Below are 14,972 nucleotides of genomic sequence, written 5' to 3'. Positions count from 1 at the left end.
TTGTCATTTTTTAACATTGCTAAATCATCGCAAAATTTACAATATATAAGCCGAATTTGGCGTACCATTTCTGCGACAATTAAAACAAATTATAAAAAAATTGTAGAAACATATGCCATAATAAGCAAACTTTGCAGACATCTTGCAAAGAATATTTGCAACTTTAGAGCTGGAGCAATCTGAATGAGTTCGACCATTTTGGTGATTCATGGACCGAATTTGAATTTGCTGGGAAAACGCGAACCAGAAGTATATGGTCATCTTACCTTAGGTGATATTAACCAACAACTTATTACCCAAGCTCAACGCGCATCAATTACATTAGATACTTTCCAGAGCAACTGGGAAGGTGCCATTGTTGACCGTATTCATCAGGCACAAACTGAAGGCGTAAAACTTATTATTATTAACCCTGCCGCCCTCACTCATACTTCTGTTGCTCTACGCGATGCTCTACTTGGCGTTGCCATTCCATTTATTGAAGTACATTTGTCGAATGTTCATGCACGAGAAGCATTCCGACACCATTCTTATTTATCTGATAAAGCAATTGGCGTGATTTGTGGTCTAGGTGCAAAAGGCTATAGTTTTGCACTCGATTACGCCATTGAAAAAATTCAACCATCTAACCCAAACTAGTTTAGGAATAGTCGCCCATGGATATCCGCAAAATTAAGAAACTCATCGATTTAATGATTGAGTCTGACTTGCAAGCGATTGAAGTTAAAGAAGGTGATCAATCAATCGCTTTAACTCGTCGTAGTCCAGTCGTTGCTGCGGCTGGTGTAGCACTTCCGGCAGCTCCTGTTGCAGAAGCACCAGTTGCAAAAACACCACGTGGAGCAGTTGAACCCTCTCCAATGGTTGGCGTGTTCTACGCTGCTCCAAGCCCAGGCGAAGCACCATTTGTTAAAGTAGGTCAAACTGTATCTGCTGGTGAAACTTTGGGTATTATTGAAGCAATGAAAATCATGAACCCAATTGAAGCAACTCAAAGTGGCGTGGTTGAAGAAATTTTAGTGAAAAATGGTGATGTTATCCAATTCGGTCAACCTTTATTCCGTTATCGCGCGTAATTACCTCGGGGACGTCTATGTTGCAAAAAGTTTTAATTGCAAACCGTGGTGAAATCGCTTTACGAATTACCCGGGCTTGCAAAACATTAGGAATCAAGACTGTTGGTATCTATTCAGATGCTGATAAGGATTTGATGCATTTACGTTTTGTTGATGAAGCAGTATGTATTGGTCCGGGCGCAAGTAGTGATAGCTATTTAAATATCCCGGCAATTATTACTGCTGCAGAAATTACTGGTGCTGATGCCATTCACCCTGGTTATGGTTTCCTTTCAGAAAATGCTGAGTTTGCTGAAATTGTAGAAAGTTCAGGTTTTACTTTTATTGGCCCTCGTCCAGAACATATTCGCCTCATGGGGAATAAAGTTTCTGCAATTGTTGCTATGAAAAAAGCAGGCGTACCTACTGTACCGGGTTGCGACCATGCTGTAACCATCCACAATGCCTTAGCAGAAGCGAAAGAAATCGGTTTCCCGCTTATTGTTAAAGCGGCATCTGGTGGCGGTGGACGTGGTATGCGTATTGTTGAGCGTGTAGATACACTACTTGAATCAGTTCAAGCAGCACAACGCGATGCAGAAATGTGGTTTGGTGACGATACTGTATACATGGAGCGTTTTTTACAAAAACCTCGCCATGTCGAAGTTCAAATTCTTGGTGACGGTAATGGTCATGCGATTCATTTATATGACCGCGACTGTTCATTACAACGTCGTCACCAAAAAGTGTTAGAAGAAGCGCCTGCACCAAACCTACCAGAACAAGCTCGAGCTGATATTTTAGAAGCGTGTGTTCATGCATGTCAGCTAATGCAATATCGTGGTGCTGGTACGTTTGAATTTTTATTTGAAGACGGCGAATTCTTCTTTATTGAAATGAACACTCGTGTTCAGGTAGAGCACCCTGTTACTGAAATGGTGACTGGTGTTGACATTATTGAACAACAGCTACGTATTGCAGGCGGCCTAGGACTAGAACTTCAACAAGAAGATATCAAAGTTCAAGGACATGCCATCGAATGTCGTATCAATGCAGAAGATCCAACAACTTTCTTACCTTCGCCAGGTAAAATTGAAAGTTTCTATGCGCCAGGCGGTGCTGGTATTCGTTTAGACTCTCATATCTATCCAGAATATAGCATTCCACCTTACTATGACTCTATGATTGCCAAACTGATTTCTCATGGTAAAGACCGTGAAACGTCAATTGCACGTATGCGTCAAGCTTTAGATGAAATGATCCTTACAGGAATTAAAACCAATATTCCTCTGCATAAAGATCTTATTTTGCAAGATAAGAGCTTCTGCTCTCAAGCAATGGACATCCATTACCTTGAAAAACACTTGCTAAAGCAATTGGAAGAAAAGAAGAAAGCTGAAACTGCATAATAAAAAAAGCCTCTTATAAATAAGAGGCTTTTTTTATATCTATTACTTTATGGTAGTACTCTACGCAAAGTCGCAAAACACTGCTCACCCTTAGCGGTTGAACAGAAGTTAATAGTATGGTCATTTTTCCACTGTACAAAATATTGAGAAACATCACCTGTTTGATCTTGTTTCTGTCCAGAACAATCCATTTTATTATTATCAAATTTAATTTGCATGACTAAAGCAGCTAACTGCTCTTTAGGATCATCTGACGGTTGATATTCATATAAGCCATATGACCATTCTTGACCACTTTTGATCACTACATCATTACTGCTACGGAAATTATAATATTCCACACATTTCTTATTATTTGGAATTTCCATTCCCCATAATCCCATAATTTCAGGACGCGTAACAATACGTATAGCATTAGGATTACTTGCTGTCCGAACGGGTTGTTCGGCTGGCTGCTGAGTCGCCGTTTCTGCCACAGCTAAACCAGAACAAGCCCACAATAATCCAATAATATAAATATTTTTCATAGATTTATTAATCATTAAACGCATGAACTTAAGTTAGCATATTTTTTGACAAATTCACTGGTTCATAACCATATAAAAACAATATTTTTCAACTGTAACGTGCTACAACAAGTCATCAAACAATTTTATATTTACTTGCTTTTTTCAATATAAATACCTTGTTTTTATTATTTCGAGCTTAAGCCGTTGAAGAATCGATTTGTTTAGGAAGCCACATTACAAAGCATAAGCCTAAGAGTACTACCAAGCTGGCACACATAAAGATGATTTCACCAGAAAGAATTTTCCAAAAATGTCCAGCCAGAACACTACCAAAAGCCACACCTAAGCCCCACATGGTACTGTAAAGAGCTTGTCCACGCCCTTGTTGTCCAGCTGAGAAATTTTGAAAAATAACTCGCATCGCAATTAAGTGAAATAGACCAAAACTAAAAGCATGCAAACACTGTGCAAAAAGTTGACCAACAAAATAATGTGAAAATAGTGCAACTAACATCCAGCGCATGCTCGTCACTAGTAAACACACAATCACTAAACTACGCCACGAAAAACGTTGAAAAATCTTTGGAGCAATTGAAAACATAAAAATTTCTGCACAAACACCCATAGCCCATAAAAATCCAATTTCAGTGGTACTGAAATTCAAAGATTTTAGAAAATTACTATAAAAACTATAAAAAGGTGCATGCGAAAAAAGTAAAATAAATTCAATTGTAAAAAATGCAGCTACTGTCGGGCGCTTAAGCACGGGAAGTAAAGGCTCTAACTGCTTTTGTGAGGTAGGCGCACCATCCGGTTCTCGAATTGTGAAAGACCAAATAAATGCCAATGAAGCAATAATTAATAATAAAATTGGAAGCATCGAAATAGGCACTATTTCTAGAAGTGCACCAATAACGAAAACACCCACAATGAATCCAACAGATCCCCACTTACGGATTTTGCCGTAAAGTTTAGCTTTTTGATCACCCAGCCAAAATAAAGTAACCCCTTCAAATTGAGCTAAAATAGCATTTTGAAAGAAGCTAAAAATAAGCATGAGTAAAGCAATGGATTGAAACGTATTTGGAACTATAAAAATAGCCAACCATATACATGATTCCATCCAAGTCGCCAACCGCACTAGTAGCATTCGCTTACCAGATTTGTCAGCAATCCACCCCCATACCAAAGGTGCGAAAAAACGCGTTACAATGGCAATTGACGATAAAACACCAATTTCTTGATAATTAAACCCTTGATCTTGAAGATATAAATTCCAATAAGGCATGAATGTGCCAACAATGGAGTAATAGAAAAAGTAGAATCCGCCGAGTCTAGTTTGGATTGTAAGTGGTTGCATTAAGTTGCTTTATCTTGCATTTTCAAAAAGTTAATCATAATTAAAGTTGCATCCACTTGTACTGATGTGCTGAATGTTGCATTTCACTAGTCTACAAATTTAATTTCCAATCAATTTAAAAAATTTGTAGACTGCATGCTTTTAAAGCAGAAACTACACATCAAATTACTGATCTGCGCAATTCTATCATTTTGGGTAGAACTAAATTGATTTATTGTTAATTCATATAGTAAAAAAAGAGTTCTGTTAGGCAATACCACCTATGAATTAATAAATAAGAACCCAGTATATCTACTTATCATTTTTTGGAGTCTTATTTTGAATATAAGGCCGATGTTAATTCATTTTATAGTTGCCCTATTATTCTTTTCTAAAGATCGTCGCATATAATGAGTAAATTTACATCGAGTTATTGTTTAATAACTAACAAAAAACCGCTGACCTAAGCTAGCGGTTAAATGTCTTCTTATGCTCAACAATTAATTCACTACAACATAAAAAAATAGTTAAATAACAGTGCACATGTATTCATCAGCAAATTTAATAGTACTGTGGTCTATTTGATCTAAAGGACCATCAATAGGAGTAAAACTTATGCCATTTACTCTTTTTTTATCCGTAATACTCAAATCTAGTTTATATAATTGTTCTTTAGGTGAGGCTGGGGATAGATACTGACTTCTAACATAAGTTGTATATTTATATCCTTTATTCACTACTTTCAATGCACTATCATAGTAACCACTTTCTAGAGATATTAGGTAACCTTCAGAGTCACCATAAGCACTATCATTGATCACCAAATAATAAAGTTCGCCTTCTTTTATGCGGATTCTACATGATTTTTTTCTATCTCGACTCACTAAATCATGACTATAGAATTCATTAAAGACCGCATTTATACAATTTGTATAAATATCATTTGTTTCCCCTGGTTTACAGGCCTTTAAATTAGGAGAAGCTATAGAACTATTAACAAGAATTGGAAATTTTCTTGCTACCTCATGACTCTTACTATAGACTCTATTTATATAACCACTATAGTCATCAGATTCAACTATATCTGCTGCAATCCTAAATGCCTTAATATTATTAATCATAGTATCCCTAGGTTCAATAACATCATTAAAAGAATTCATCGAAGAATCAATATTATAAGCACCCTTCAATAATTGACGAACCAAGAAAGTATTATTGTCATATAAATTTTTCTTAAGTGTAATATAGTTAATATCCTTACCAGCTAAACCATATAACTCACTTGGAAGATATGAGAAACCTTTTCTAATCGCAATTGCCAAGTCAGTGAATGGTGTTATATTAACATGATCATTTTCATTAAAAATTACACTGTAGTGCGTTATATTAATATTATTATCTTTGGTTACTTTTAGTCGACAAGGTAATTGATTTGCTTTTACTTGTCCTTGCCATTCTCCATTAGTATTTGTCTTAACAATATCTTTGAATCCCGAATCATCCTTACAACGCGCTGTCACAATTGCATCAGATAAAAAATCTCTAGTAACTGCAGTTCCTTTAATGGTGACATATGGATCAATAGGATCTATTTTAGGAGGCGTCTGGTTACTGCTAGAATCATTACCTCCGCAAGCAGTTAGACTCAATATTGTAGTCAACCCAATTATCTTTAATAATGTATTAGACATTTCATATTCTCTATCATGTTTTTATACCTTTTCTAAATATAAAATATTTCAATAGAGATCTATTCAAATAAAATAAACATTATTAAAACTGCTTATTCCAAAAATAATAAAATTAACAAAAAATTAAAACAATCAGCATATTACACAAGTTAAATTAATAATCCACTTTAAATTCATATAAATTAAAACATCAAACTGTTTAGAACATATAGCATGAGTTATATTCTCAATTAAATAGAATTTTATAAAAGGCTTCTTAGATAACAATTAGAATCTACATACCATTTTTTTTAGTCTCATTATCGAGAATTCGCTGAATCACCGTCCTAGAAACTTCAAACTCCTGAGCTAGTCTATACACACTCCAACCCTTTTTGTATTTTTCAATAACTAGTTGCTTTTGCTCATTTGTAAGCTTCTCGGGCCGTCCAGCTTTATAAGACTCAGAACCATGTTTAAATTTTGCTTTAGAATCTAGATGTAATTTCTCAAAATTTAGACATAACTTTAAAAAATGGATAAAAAAAACTCTTATTTCTCCAATCAATTCATGTTTAGAGTAATCTATACAAATCAAACGGATACCTTTTTTTTCTAAACTTTCTACAATATTTAAAATTTCACGATAATTACTACCTAAACAATCGATGCCCTTAACAATTAGTAAATCATCCGCTTCCATCGAGTATTCAATCAAATTTGTTAGTTTGTCTCGAATGGAAATAGGTTTATCAACTCCGACCTCTTCAATGATCAGTCTATTTTTTTGTACAACATATCCATGTTCTCTTAGCAAGGAACTGTATGATGCTTCTATAGAATTATCATAGGTGTCAACTCTAAAATAAGCATATGTACGCATACTCATTCTCCTACTAGCTATAATGAAACGAGCTAGTCCAATATAGAAGTATATTCAATTAATAGTTTTTTTATATGAAAATTTTATTGACTAAAAACCCCTTCGACGTAAAAGTTTTCTGATTCTTACAAGACTTTAAGAAGTTCAACAATACTTATCATATTTAATATCAACGTAAAATCGTTAGTAGCAATAAAAATTTCATTTTCTCATCCTATTTAATTATCATCTTCTTTACTAGTTTCCTTGATTCTAATCGTTCTTTTTTAAGACATATATCATCTTTTTTGAATAAGCAAAAATTAAGATTAAAGAAGTATAAAAAGATTTAGATAGTTATTTTGTTTAACCAAAAACAGGAAAATTTTATAAGAAAATGTTATATTTCATTGTGATATTTCACCTATAACTTTTTTTTTGTGATATTTATCACATTTACTTGCGTGCAATTTAGGTTTTCTGCAACCTCTCCTTCATTAATATTTTAAGGCCACATATGGAAAACATATTTTCTGATTACTTAGTAAACAGTCCTAGAGGTAAACTTTATATTCCTGATGGGCTTGGACCATTCCCTTCTGTAATCATACTAAAACAGTACGAAGAAAAGATAAATGAGCCTTCTCTTGACTATTATGCAAAAAAGATGAATGAGATTGGCTTTTTGGCTTTTACTTTTATTTCTATCCCAGAAAAACAAATAGAAATTCTATATTCCCATCTAAATTCAGCAATTGACTATTTAACTAATAGGTCTGATGTCGATACAAAAAAGATTTTTTTATTAATGGCTGATCGAGAAAAAACTATAGAAATCAATATGCATTTATTTAGTGATCGCATTCATGCTATAGCTTCATTAAATTGGTTAACTTAGAAAATATAATTTTAGAACCACAATATACTACTCATTAAATTAGCTAAAACTAGAACTTATTACTTCCTATTCCTTTGCTTATATAGATACCTATTGATTAACAATTAGGCACTTAAAAAATTGATAGAAATCAATCATCCAGATCTTTAAGTAAATTCACTATAATTCTTTACTTAATAATAAGAGGTTTTTATTTATGTTTTCTACAAAATTGGAGAGAAAGCAGATTTTCTGGCAGACCGAACAACAGAGATTTGAGAAAGAATATATTTTTAATTCTCATTTTGAATATTTGACTTTTGATTTAGACCTTGGAAACTATGTTTTGAAATATTTCTTAAATAAAGAGTTAAAACAAGATGCTACAGATGCATTCCACCGTGTTAATACTAGTTGGACGATGTGGAAAAAAGCTATTCAAATTAAACAGGAAGATTTAAGCAAAATTGAAGGTATACCTGAAGGCTGTGTCGTCGTTTCAAAGGAGCAAGCAAAAGATTCTGAGCGTCTAGAGTTTTTATTAAATAACCCAACTTTAGAAGCTTCACTTATGAATCGTGAATCATGTGTAGGAATAATGAATAGATTCTTCTTAGTCTATGAAATATTCAATAAATTTATGAATAAAAAAAATACTAAACTATGCACTAAAACATTACGAGATGCGATCGATAAAGCTATGTATGAGCAAAAGGACAGAAAGGATATAGATTAATTAATAAGTATAAATAAGGCGCTAACTAGCGCCCTTTTAATTGAATATGTTTATAACAACAAAAACTTTTTATAAAGAAACTCTGTTAGTAGAAAAATTGTTCTTGGCTTGGATTAAGCTCACAGATTTCAATGTAGCGTTGTCCTTGCATAATATTGAGTACACGTACTAGGACTCTCTCGTCTTCTTTACCTCTTTTTGATAGATAAGTCTTAAGAGGTGGCTGGTCCATAAACTCCATCCACTGCTAAATCTCGCCACCCTGCTTTACCTTGGTTATTAAGTAAGTTCAATGCTCATTGCAATAGTGGCATTGCAAATCTGGTACCACAATTAACAACAGTATCTCAAAGCTCCTCAGCTATTGCTGAACTTATTGTGCTTACTTGGTCAAAACGTGGAGCTGTCCAGTAATCTCTGCGATAAATTAATTGGCCACATCTAAAGGTAAATCACACATATTGCCCTTAAAACCATTAGCTATCTATTTTAAAAAGCCATTCAGGAGGCATGGGTCGTATACGAATAGGAAAGCCGACTTCGTTTTTCATTGCTTACTCCCCCCCTTGGGCTGTTATTAAATATTAAAACTATTGCAGCAACTTCTTGTAATTCTGCTTACCGCACTCATAAGGAGTACCGGTTAATTGCCTAGCAATATTAAGATAAGACTGATTTTCTTTTCGAATTCTAGATTCATTTGTTCACGAGTAGTTTTCTCTTTTGCTAACTCTTGAGATTGTTCAAAATTATCATTATAGAATTTTTTAATCTGCTCATTTACATGAGCAAGATCACAAACTGAATTTGTAAGTTCCAACTGTTCTTTAAAGTTAAGTTGCCTTTCTTCTGAAAGCATTCCTAATGTTTGAAATCTATTGATAGCATCTACACGTGCATTAAATAGCTCATCGGCCTCGGTTAAAAACTCTAATTTTGATTTTGGATATGCCAGAGATGAAAAAATTCCCAAAAGTAATAAACTTATTATTAAATGGAATTTCATATTCATCAACATTATAAGCATCTAATTTTAATGAAAAAAGTATATCAAAAAAGGTAAAATAATTTAAATACAAAATAAGCCCCACCAATAATCGATATTCAGTGTGGGCTCTTGTGCCATAAGACGTTCGGCAAATTAAAATCAACTATTAAAAAACCCACCGAAGTGGGTCATGTTTACTCTATATAATAGCTGTTTCCATCAGAACTGTTGAAAACCAAATTTAAAGTAGGGTAAATACATTCACCTTTTAACAAAATATATTCAACTTTGGGTCTCTGAACTCTCGATGAGTGATTGATTTTATTAGTATTTACTTCTGTATAGTTTGCCTGCGCTCTTTTTTCTTTACCTTGGAAATCAATAATTGTAATGTCTTTTAGCATTAATATGCTCCAATTTAATCATACATATTATGCTCAACACTATTTTTATACTATCAATATTTTGTAGGCAACTAGATTGAATTAATTTTTAAAAATTTAGATATGTGTGCTTTATGTACCCCTACTTGAAAGTTGGATAACGTAATTTCAAAATTTAAAGGATAAAACTCAATAGGTTATATGTAGTTGATTTTATTTATGAAATAAGTCGTCGAGATAAAGATCTTTTCTGGGACAAATCAACACACATAAGTCTTAAAACTACTGCAATATAACGGCTTTTAAAGCGTACTATGAACTCTCCCTAGTGAAGATAAGAAGATAAAAATGTCGGGTTTTAAAAGTTTTTCTCAAAATACAACTAACCATGCCAATATCATCAAAGCTAAAGTGAATAAGCATTCTGCAGCAACACCACCTACTGAAACTCAGCCTTCACAAGTTCCTGGCACTGTAAAAGATCTGCCTGAGAATAATGAACAACCTGATCCTAATAACAAATAATTTCTTATTAACAGTGCCTTGGAAGTTGTTTTGAGGCTCTGCTACTATAAATAATAAATTAGTGCACTGATTTATTATACTATTAATTACTTTTATCAATTTGATTTGTTTAGTTATTTAAGAAATTACAGCCATTCATCCCAGAAAATTGATATGACTAGTCTCTCAGATATGAGGGGCTTTTTTAATTTTTTTTCACTTAAGCTGTATTTAACCGACTCATCTTAGATAAATTAAGCCCGTCAAAATTGGCGGGCTTATTTTTTAATACCGAATTATGAAAGATATGGATGTTTTTGCGCCAAGTAATCATTCGCTATTTTTGTTGTCTCAGCATAGGTCAACTCCGCACACAGCCAAAATCGATATGTATTTTCACCAATAATATAGCTCTGGCGGTTGTATGTTGATTGTTTACTTGAATCTATTTCACTGGCTTCTAAGTACGTACCTTCACGGTTATTTATAACTTCACCGTCTAAATCACCACCAATGCAAATGAACATTTTACTAATCCATATAATTATAAAGATCAGCTTAACACATAAAGTAAAAGTCCCCGCCAATAATCCATATTTAGCGGGACTCTTTGTACCCAGTACCCAAATATGCTTGGCAAATTGAAATCAAATATTAAAAAAACCCGAAGAGGGTCTTTAGTTAATCAAAGTCATATCACAAGTTATCTGAGAACTTCCAACCACATAATTCTAATACTTTGTTTTTTAATGCAAATAACTAATTTATTAATAACCAGCTTTGCCTCTGAAAGCTTTTTTTATTGATAAGAAAGATTAAATAAAGCTAAGAGAAATGTAATTTAATTTGTACAATGTGTTAACTTGTGTAAAAATACATTTAATATTCATAAGGTATTTATTCATCAGATGTTTTTTCTTATTTTTTTAATTTGTCTTTTTCTGTTTTTACTTATCCTAAAACAACATTACCGTTAACCGTCTTTTTTCAACTATCTTTTCTTTAAAAATTTTTCTACTTCCTTTAAATTAGAACAATTAAAAATCAAATTTATAGATAGCTCCTTTAGGTAGAGTTAAATGTGCGAATCAAACTTGGCTTAAAGCATCACATTAAAAAAATCACGACTATTCATATTACCAACCCAAAAACATATTTAATATTAAATTCATAAATTTAATCAATAAGTTACTGTAACAACTATCGTATCTGAGTAATTACCGGGAGTCGTTGAAATAGTAGTACCTTGTGGAATTTTTCCATACACATTTGTGCTTTGAGCACTTCCCGATCCCGTCTTGGAAACACCTCCAGAACCTCCAACCGCGGTTACACCACCTGCAATATCCCATACCGTACTATAAGTCGAGTTCTGATATAACTGATAGGGAATATATAGACTACTACCATTTGTCATACGTCTAAAGCCACCAGCAATACGGTTATTTCCATCACCTAAATAAATACTGTATGGCGTTCCATTGTTACAAGTCGTATTCACCGCACCTTGCGCGGTGTAATCACGACTAGTCGAACCAATATCATTAATATTGCCAAAATCTACATTTGATGTTGAATCTAATTGACATAAACTCGGTACAACATAATTAGCTGTTATAGTGGTATTACCTGAATCCCATCCACCTCCACTATTACCTTCGCAAACAGTTCTAGAGCTTGCTTGCATATCCCAAAAAAGCTGAACCGTACCAGTATATGTACCTTTAGGATATGCAATGAGCGAACCAGTGCGGGCTGGTACTTTTACATTTACCGAGTAATTAATAATATTATTTGAAGCGACAGTCCTCACTGGTCCATACCAAACATTTGAGGTCTGATTTGTGGTAGAAGAACCTGCGCCACCTACAGTTGCAGTGACCGTATAAGGTAATGAAACGCTATTATTGGCGTTCGTGTTTCCTGTAAATACGGTTTTCATACACATATAAGCTGAAATTTCAGGAGTAGTACGTCCGCCAAGACATCTAATCGTGCCGGAAAAGTTTATGGTTGCATCACTATTAATAGTGGCGGCCGTATAAGTATACGTATTATTAGTGGTTCCACTTACCGTACAAGCAGCATGTGCAGAGCTAAAAAATGCATATAATATAAATAACAGAGCAATTACTAAAATATACTTTATGACCAATGAAAACTTTTCACCCTTCATCCCAAAACTATGACTCGCAGTAGTTATCGACATACATAAGGCCCCAATTTTTTAGCACTGTATTGCTTATTTTCATACGCAAAATTAACTTGGCATGAACCATGATCCAGAAGATCGACTTCAAGTTTGTTTTGTTTTAATAGATTTGGAATAAATACTTCACCGTCGTAGCCAACTACCCCATCTTGCTGTCCATTAATTCGAACGCTATAACCAGGTAATAACGCTGAGTTATTCGAATCAACAAGTTTTACTAGCCCTGAAACAACCTGATGAGCACCAAAGTCTACTAAGGTTCCTTGGCGATAACCCACAAATGCTGTTTGGTTAGTCGAAGTAACATCCCATTCTAAAGGTAAATATGATGGATCTAGGTAGATATGATGAAGCTGATAAGGTCTTAAATTTGAAATTAAGAATCGACCGGTTCGATCAGTCGCTCCTAAATTGACTCCACCATTTAGAATTTGGCTTTGTGGTCCGGCATTGGTCACGACTACATAGCCGTCTCCAATTTCATTGGCCGCAAAAATCCGTCCAGCTGCCGCAACCAATGATCCTGTCGCCGAAAGTGCAACCTGATCATTATCTCCAATTCGATTATATCGACCTATCAGATAAGCACCACGGGCACGGTAAGAAGCATAGACTGATGCATTGTTTTGATTGGCATCCTGATCGCGCTCAACATAACCTCCCCATCCAAATGCACCGATTTGTGGGTCACTAAATCCATTTATTTCTTGTCTATACGTTGTTTTTCCACTTTCACTAGATACACTCGTAATCGCATTGATTCTAGTAGATGGTGTATAACGCAACGCAAAGTAAATGCCATAGTCTTTGTGATTTTCATAATCTTTATACGCTGAGGTATAAAATCCCCAGTTCTTGTTTATACTTCCACTCAAATTGGCAGACACTAATTTATAAGAATTGTCGCTAAATTTAATCTGGTTATAACCCAGATAAGCTCCATACCCCTCATAAAAATTATAGTTAATTCCTGCCCTAAAAATCTCATCTGCCAGTGCGCTGTAGCTTAGATAGTTTTTGGGTTCAGCATCGGTTTGATTATCTTTTAAATATCGAATTTGAGACACACGGGCAAGGTCAAAGTAGTTATCAAATACTTTGCGGTAACTGGTATTAAACGAAATATTCTTACTGATACGCCCTTCTAAACCAACCAAGGCAGAATAACCGTTTTCATCTTTATACTGGCTCGCTGCAATGTCGGCATTAATTACCCCAAAACCAAACAGATTCTTGGCAAAACCAGCGCCCAGATTTGATAGCCCATCTGTAGAAGCTTCTGCACCACCGCTTAAGGTCAGTGAGTTGCTGTAGCCGTATCGAATCGCACCCGAAGCAAAGGTGGCATCATCATAATCGTTTGAATACAACCCATAGTTATAACGTGGAACTCCAACATCTACTGAAAACTCATTAATCCCTTTTGCTAAAATTTTAGATGAAAAATAATAAGCCTGTTTGGTAATGCTCTGCTGACCTGTCGCATCGGTAGTCACAAGCGTGACTTCATTTCCCGAAATAAACGGGAGCTGCTTAATGTCAAACGGGCCTGAAGGCACAAGTCCTGAATAAATCTTTTGCTGGTTAACATATAAATCTAATGTCGAAGGCAGTGCAGCCGAGCCAGAAAATTGTGGTAATGCCGAGGTGACAATATCACCTCGTTGGGTGTAAGCACTCGACCACTGAAAACCAGCTAGTCGTACACTACTCCCCCAGTCAGAACTATTGGAAATAAAGTCTCCTAAGGTATATATTCTGATCTTTTCAGGGTCTACATACTGCCACTTACTTTCTAGACGCACCCATTTTTCATGGCTATAACTAGTTTCATTACTTCCGTTGTATAAAACGCCTGAAGAAAAGTTACCGATTGCACTGTTAAAAATCCCCTCTGCCGAACCGGAGAAAACATTCTCGTCATTGGTCATGGTGTGATAGAGGCTATAGTTCAAAATGGCTGCGTTTAAGGGCTTCATTTTCAGTAAATGAGGACTCGTGAGCTGTTGACCATTTAAATCAACTGAATAATCCGTCAACATGTTCGAAGGAACTTGTAAGTTTAGAGACTGCTCATTCTCTAGATATTTAAACTGAATTCCTTTTAGCTCGTTAATACACACCCATTGAGTATCTGGAATGTGTTCATCCATTTTCATCCTTAAAACATTTAAGTCACGAACACGAATATATAGCTTTCCATCTTGATCTTGGCGTACCGATATTAAATCTGTTGAAATATTCGAGTTAATAGAAATCTTTAAAAAAAGCTGTGTGTACGCCTTATCAGAACTGAATACCTGATGAGAAGAGCTTGTAACTTCCGGAATACTTGGTAAAGCAATATTGGTGTTATCTTGCAATGATTCAGCAAAAGCATGAATCGGCAAGTACATAACACATAAGACACTTACGAGATATTTCATAT

15 protein-coding genes and 1 pseudogene are annotated in these 14,972 nt (G+C 34.6%); 6 read left to right on the top strand and 10 right to left on the bottom strand.

The features are described from left to right. The first annotated feature begins 183 nt into the window (after positions 1–183). Genes aroQ through accC form a run of 3 tightly spaced genes read left to right on the top strand, consistent with a single transcriptional unit; the run spans position 184 to position 2,464 of the window. A complete protein-coding gene (aroQ, locus tag F936_RS08210) occupies positions 184–639 on the top strand; it encodes a type II 3-dehydroquinate dehydratase (protein ID WP_003652261.1) in 456 nt (151 codons plus the stop codon). A 17-nt stretch (positions 640–656) separates the two neighbouring features. Further along, complete coding sequence (locus F936_RS08205) at positions 657–1,076, top strand: acetyl-CoA carboxylase biotin carboxyl carrier protein (protein ID WP_003652263.1); 420 nt, start codon at positions 657–659, stop codon at positions 1,074–1,076. Positions 1,077–1,093: 17 nt separating this feature from the next. Continuing rightward, on the top strand, positions 1,094–2,464 hold the full coding sequence (gene accC, locus F936_RS08200; RefSeq protein ID WP_003652264.1) for an acetyl-CoA carboxylase biotin carboxylase subunit: 1,371 nt from the start codon (positions 1,094–1,096) through the stop codon (positions 2,462–2,464). Positions 2,465–2,511: 47 nt separating this feature from the next. On the opposite strand, the gene F936_RS08195 is transcribed toward accC, so the two are convergent. The 4 genes from F936_RS08195 to F936_RS08180 form a co-directional block, all read right to left on the bottom strand. Next, positions 2,512–3,015: a hypothetical protein gene (locus tag F936_RS08195; RefSeq protein ID WP_003652266.1), complete on the bottom strand. Its 504-nt coding sequence runs from the start codon at positions 3,013–3,015 to the stop codon at positions 2,512–2,514. Positions 3,016–3,169: 154 nt separating this feature from the next. Next, entirely contained in the window at positions 3,170–4,333 is a 1,164-nt protein-coding gene (locus tag F936_RS08190) for an MFS transporter (RefSeq protein ID WP_005046562.1), read from the bottom strand. Positions 4,334–4,839: 506 nt separating this feature from the next. Further along, entirely contained in the window at positions 4,840–6,003 is a 1,164-nt protein-coding gene (locus F936_RS08185) for a hypothetical protein (RefSeq protein WP_005046560.1), read from the bottom strand. A gap of 274 nt (positions 6,004–6,277) precedes the next feature. Then, positions 6,278–6,865 carry a recombinase family protein gene (locus F936_RS08180; protein WP_004643158.1) on the bottom strand — a complete coding sequence of 196 codons (588 nt, stop codon included), beginning with the start codon at positions 6,863–6,865 and terminating at the stop codon, positions 6,278–6,280. A 496-nt stretch (positions 6,866–7,361) separates the two neighbouring features. Between F936_RS08180 and F936_RS08175 the strand changes: the two genes are divergently transcribed. Both F936_RS08175 and F936_RS08170 read left to right on the top strand, forming a co-directional pair. Next, positions 7,362–7,742 (top strand): alpha/beta hydrolase family protein, encoded by a 381-nt coding sequence (locus tag F936_RS08175; RefSeq protein ID WP_005046557.1) that lies wholly within the window; start codon positions 7,362–7,364, stop codon positions 7,740–7,742. 196 nt (positions 7,743–7,938) lie between these two features. Continuing rightward, a complete protein-coding gene (locus tag F936_RS08170; RefSeq protein ID WP_005046554.1) occupies positions 7,939–8,457 on the top strand; it encodes a hypothetical protein in 519 nt (172 codons plus the stop codon). An 85-nt stretch (positions 8,458–8,542) separates the two neighbouring features. On the opposite strand, the pseudogene F936_RS08165 reads toward F936_RS08170, so the two are convergent. The 3 genes and pseudogenes from F936_RS08165 to F936_RS08155 form a co-directional block, all read right to left on the bottom strand. Beyond that, positions 8,543–8,935: pseudogene (locus F936_RS08165) on the bottom strand (putative peptidoglycan-binding domain-containing protein); the annotation flags it as partial. A gap of 165 nt (positions 8,936–9,100) precedes the next feature. Further along, on the bottom strand, positions 9,101–9,463 hold the full coding sequence (locus tag F936_RS08160) for a hypothetical protein (protein WP_228127753.1): 363 nt from the start codon (positions 9,461–9,463) through the stop codon (positions 9,101–9,103). A gap of 176 nt (positions 9,464–9,639) precedes the next feature. After that, positions 9,640–9,849: a hypothetical protein gene (locus tag F936_RS08155; protein WP_004643165.1), complete on the bottom strand. Its 210-nt coding sequence runs from the start codon at positions 9,847–9,849 to the stop codon at positions 9,640–9,642. Between the two features lie 327 nt (positions 9,850–10,176). Between F936_RS08155 and F936_RS19310 the strand changes: the two genes are divergently transcribed. After that, positions 10,177–10,353: a hypothetical protein gene (locus F936_RS19310; protein WP_003652272.1), complete on the top strand. Its 177-nt coding sequence runs from the start codon at positions 10,177–10,179 to the stop codon at positions 10,351–10,353. A gap of 275 nt (positions 10,354–10,628) precedes the next feature. Here F936_RS19310 and F936_RS08150 read toward each other — a convergent pair whose 3' ends face one another. The 3 genes from F936_RS08150 to F936_RS08140 all read right to left on the bottom strand — a co-directional run bounded on the left by F936_RS08150 (position 10,629) and on the right by F936_RS08140 (position 14,940). Continuing rightward, complete coding sequence (locus tag F936_RS08150) at positions 10,629–10,859, bottom strand: hypothetical protein (RefSeq protein WP_005046549.1); 231 nt, start codon at positions 10,857–10,859, stop codon at positions 10,629–10,631. 653 nt (positions 10,860–11,512) lie between these two features. Next, entirely contained in the window at positions 11,513–12,541 is a 1,029-nt protein-coding gene (locus tag F936_RS08145; RefSeq protein ID WP_005046546.1) for a Csu type fimbrial protein, read from the bottom strand. After that, positions 12,532–14,940, bottom strand: a complete 2,409-nt coding sequence (locus F936_RS08140; RefSeq protein ID WP_154649994.1) for a fimbria/pilus outer membrane usher protein — start codon at positions 14,938–14,940, stop codon at positions 12,532–12,534. The genes F936_RS08145 and F936_RS08140 overlap by 10 nt, the downstream gene beginning before the upstream one ends. Positions 14,941–14,972: the final 32 nt, after the last annotated feature.

The organism is Acinetobacter calcoaceticus DSM 30006 = CIP 81.8 (assembly GCF_000368965.1).
GTDB classification, from domain to species: domain Bacteria; phylum Pseudomonadota; class Gammaproteobacteria; order Pseudomonadales; family Moraxellaceae; genus Acinetobacter; species Acinetobacter calcoaceticus.
The sequence above is the reverse complement of the archived record's forward strand: the minus strand, read 5'-3'. Positions and strand labels throughout refer to the sequence as shown.

Bases quoted from the DNA above. Each gene is read 5' to 3' on its own strand.
- aroQ (WP_003652261.1), top strand. From the start codon at position 184: ATGAGTTCGACCATTTTGGTGATTCATGGACCGAATTTGAATTTGCTG.
- F936_RS08205 (WP_003652263.1), top strand. From the start codon at position 657: ATGGATATCCGCAAAATTAAGAAACTCATCGATTTAATGATTGAGTCT.
- accC (WP_003652264.1), top strand. From the start codon at position 1,094: ATGTTGCAAAAAGTTTTAATTGCAAACCGTGGTGAAATCGCTTTACGA.
- F936_RS08195 (WP_003652266.1), bottom strand. From the start codon at position 3,015: ATGCGTTTAATGATTAATAAATCTATGAAAAATATTTATATTATTGGA.
- F936_RS08190 (WP_005046562.1), bottom strand. From the start codon at position 4,333: ATGCAACCACTTACAATCCAAACTAGACTCGGCGGATTCTACTTTTTC.
- F936_RS08185 (WP_005046560.1), bottom strand. From the start codon at position 6,003: ATGTCTAATACATTATTAAAGATAATTGGGTTGACTACAATATTGAGT.
- F936_RS08180 (WP_004643158.1), bottom strand. From the start codon at position 6,865: ATGCGTACATATGCTTATTTTAGAGTTGACACCTATGATAATTCTATA.
- F936_RS08175 (WP_005046557.1), top strand. From the start codon at position 7,362: ATGGAAAACATATTTTCTGATTACTTAGTAAACAGTCCTAGAGGTAAA.
- F936_RS08170 (WP_005046554.1), top strand. From the start codon at position 7,939: ATGTTTTCTACAAAATTGGAGAGAAAGCAGATTTTCTGGCAGACCGAA.
- F936_RS08160 (WP_228127753.1), bottom strand. From the start codon at position 9,463: ATGAAATTCCATTTAATAATAAGTTTATTACTTTTGGGAATTTTTTCA.
- F936_RS08155 (WP_004643165.1), bottom strand. From the start codon at position 9,849: ATGCTAAAAGACATTACAATTATTGATTTCCAAGGTAAAGAAAAAAGA.
- F936_RS19310 (WP_003652272.1), top strand. From the start codon at position 10,177: ATGTCGGGTTTTAAAAGTTTTTCTCAAAATACAACTAACCATGCCAAT.
- F936_RS08150 (WP_005046549.1), bottom strand. From the start codon at position 10,859: ATGTTCATTTGCATTGGTGGTGATTTAGACGGTGAAGTTATAAATAAC.
- F936_RS08145 (WP_005046546.1), bottom strand. From the start codon at position 12,541: ATGTCGATAACTACTGCGAGTCATAGTTTTGGGATGAAGGGTGAAAAG.
- F936_RS08140 (WP_154649994.1), bottom strand. From the start codon at position 14,940: ATGTACTTGCCGATTCATGCTTTTGCTGAATCATTGCAAGATAACACC.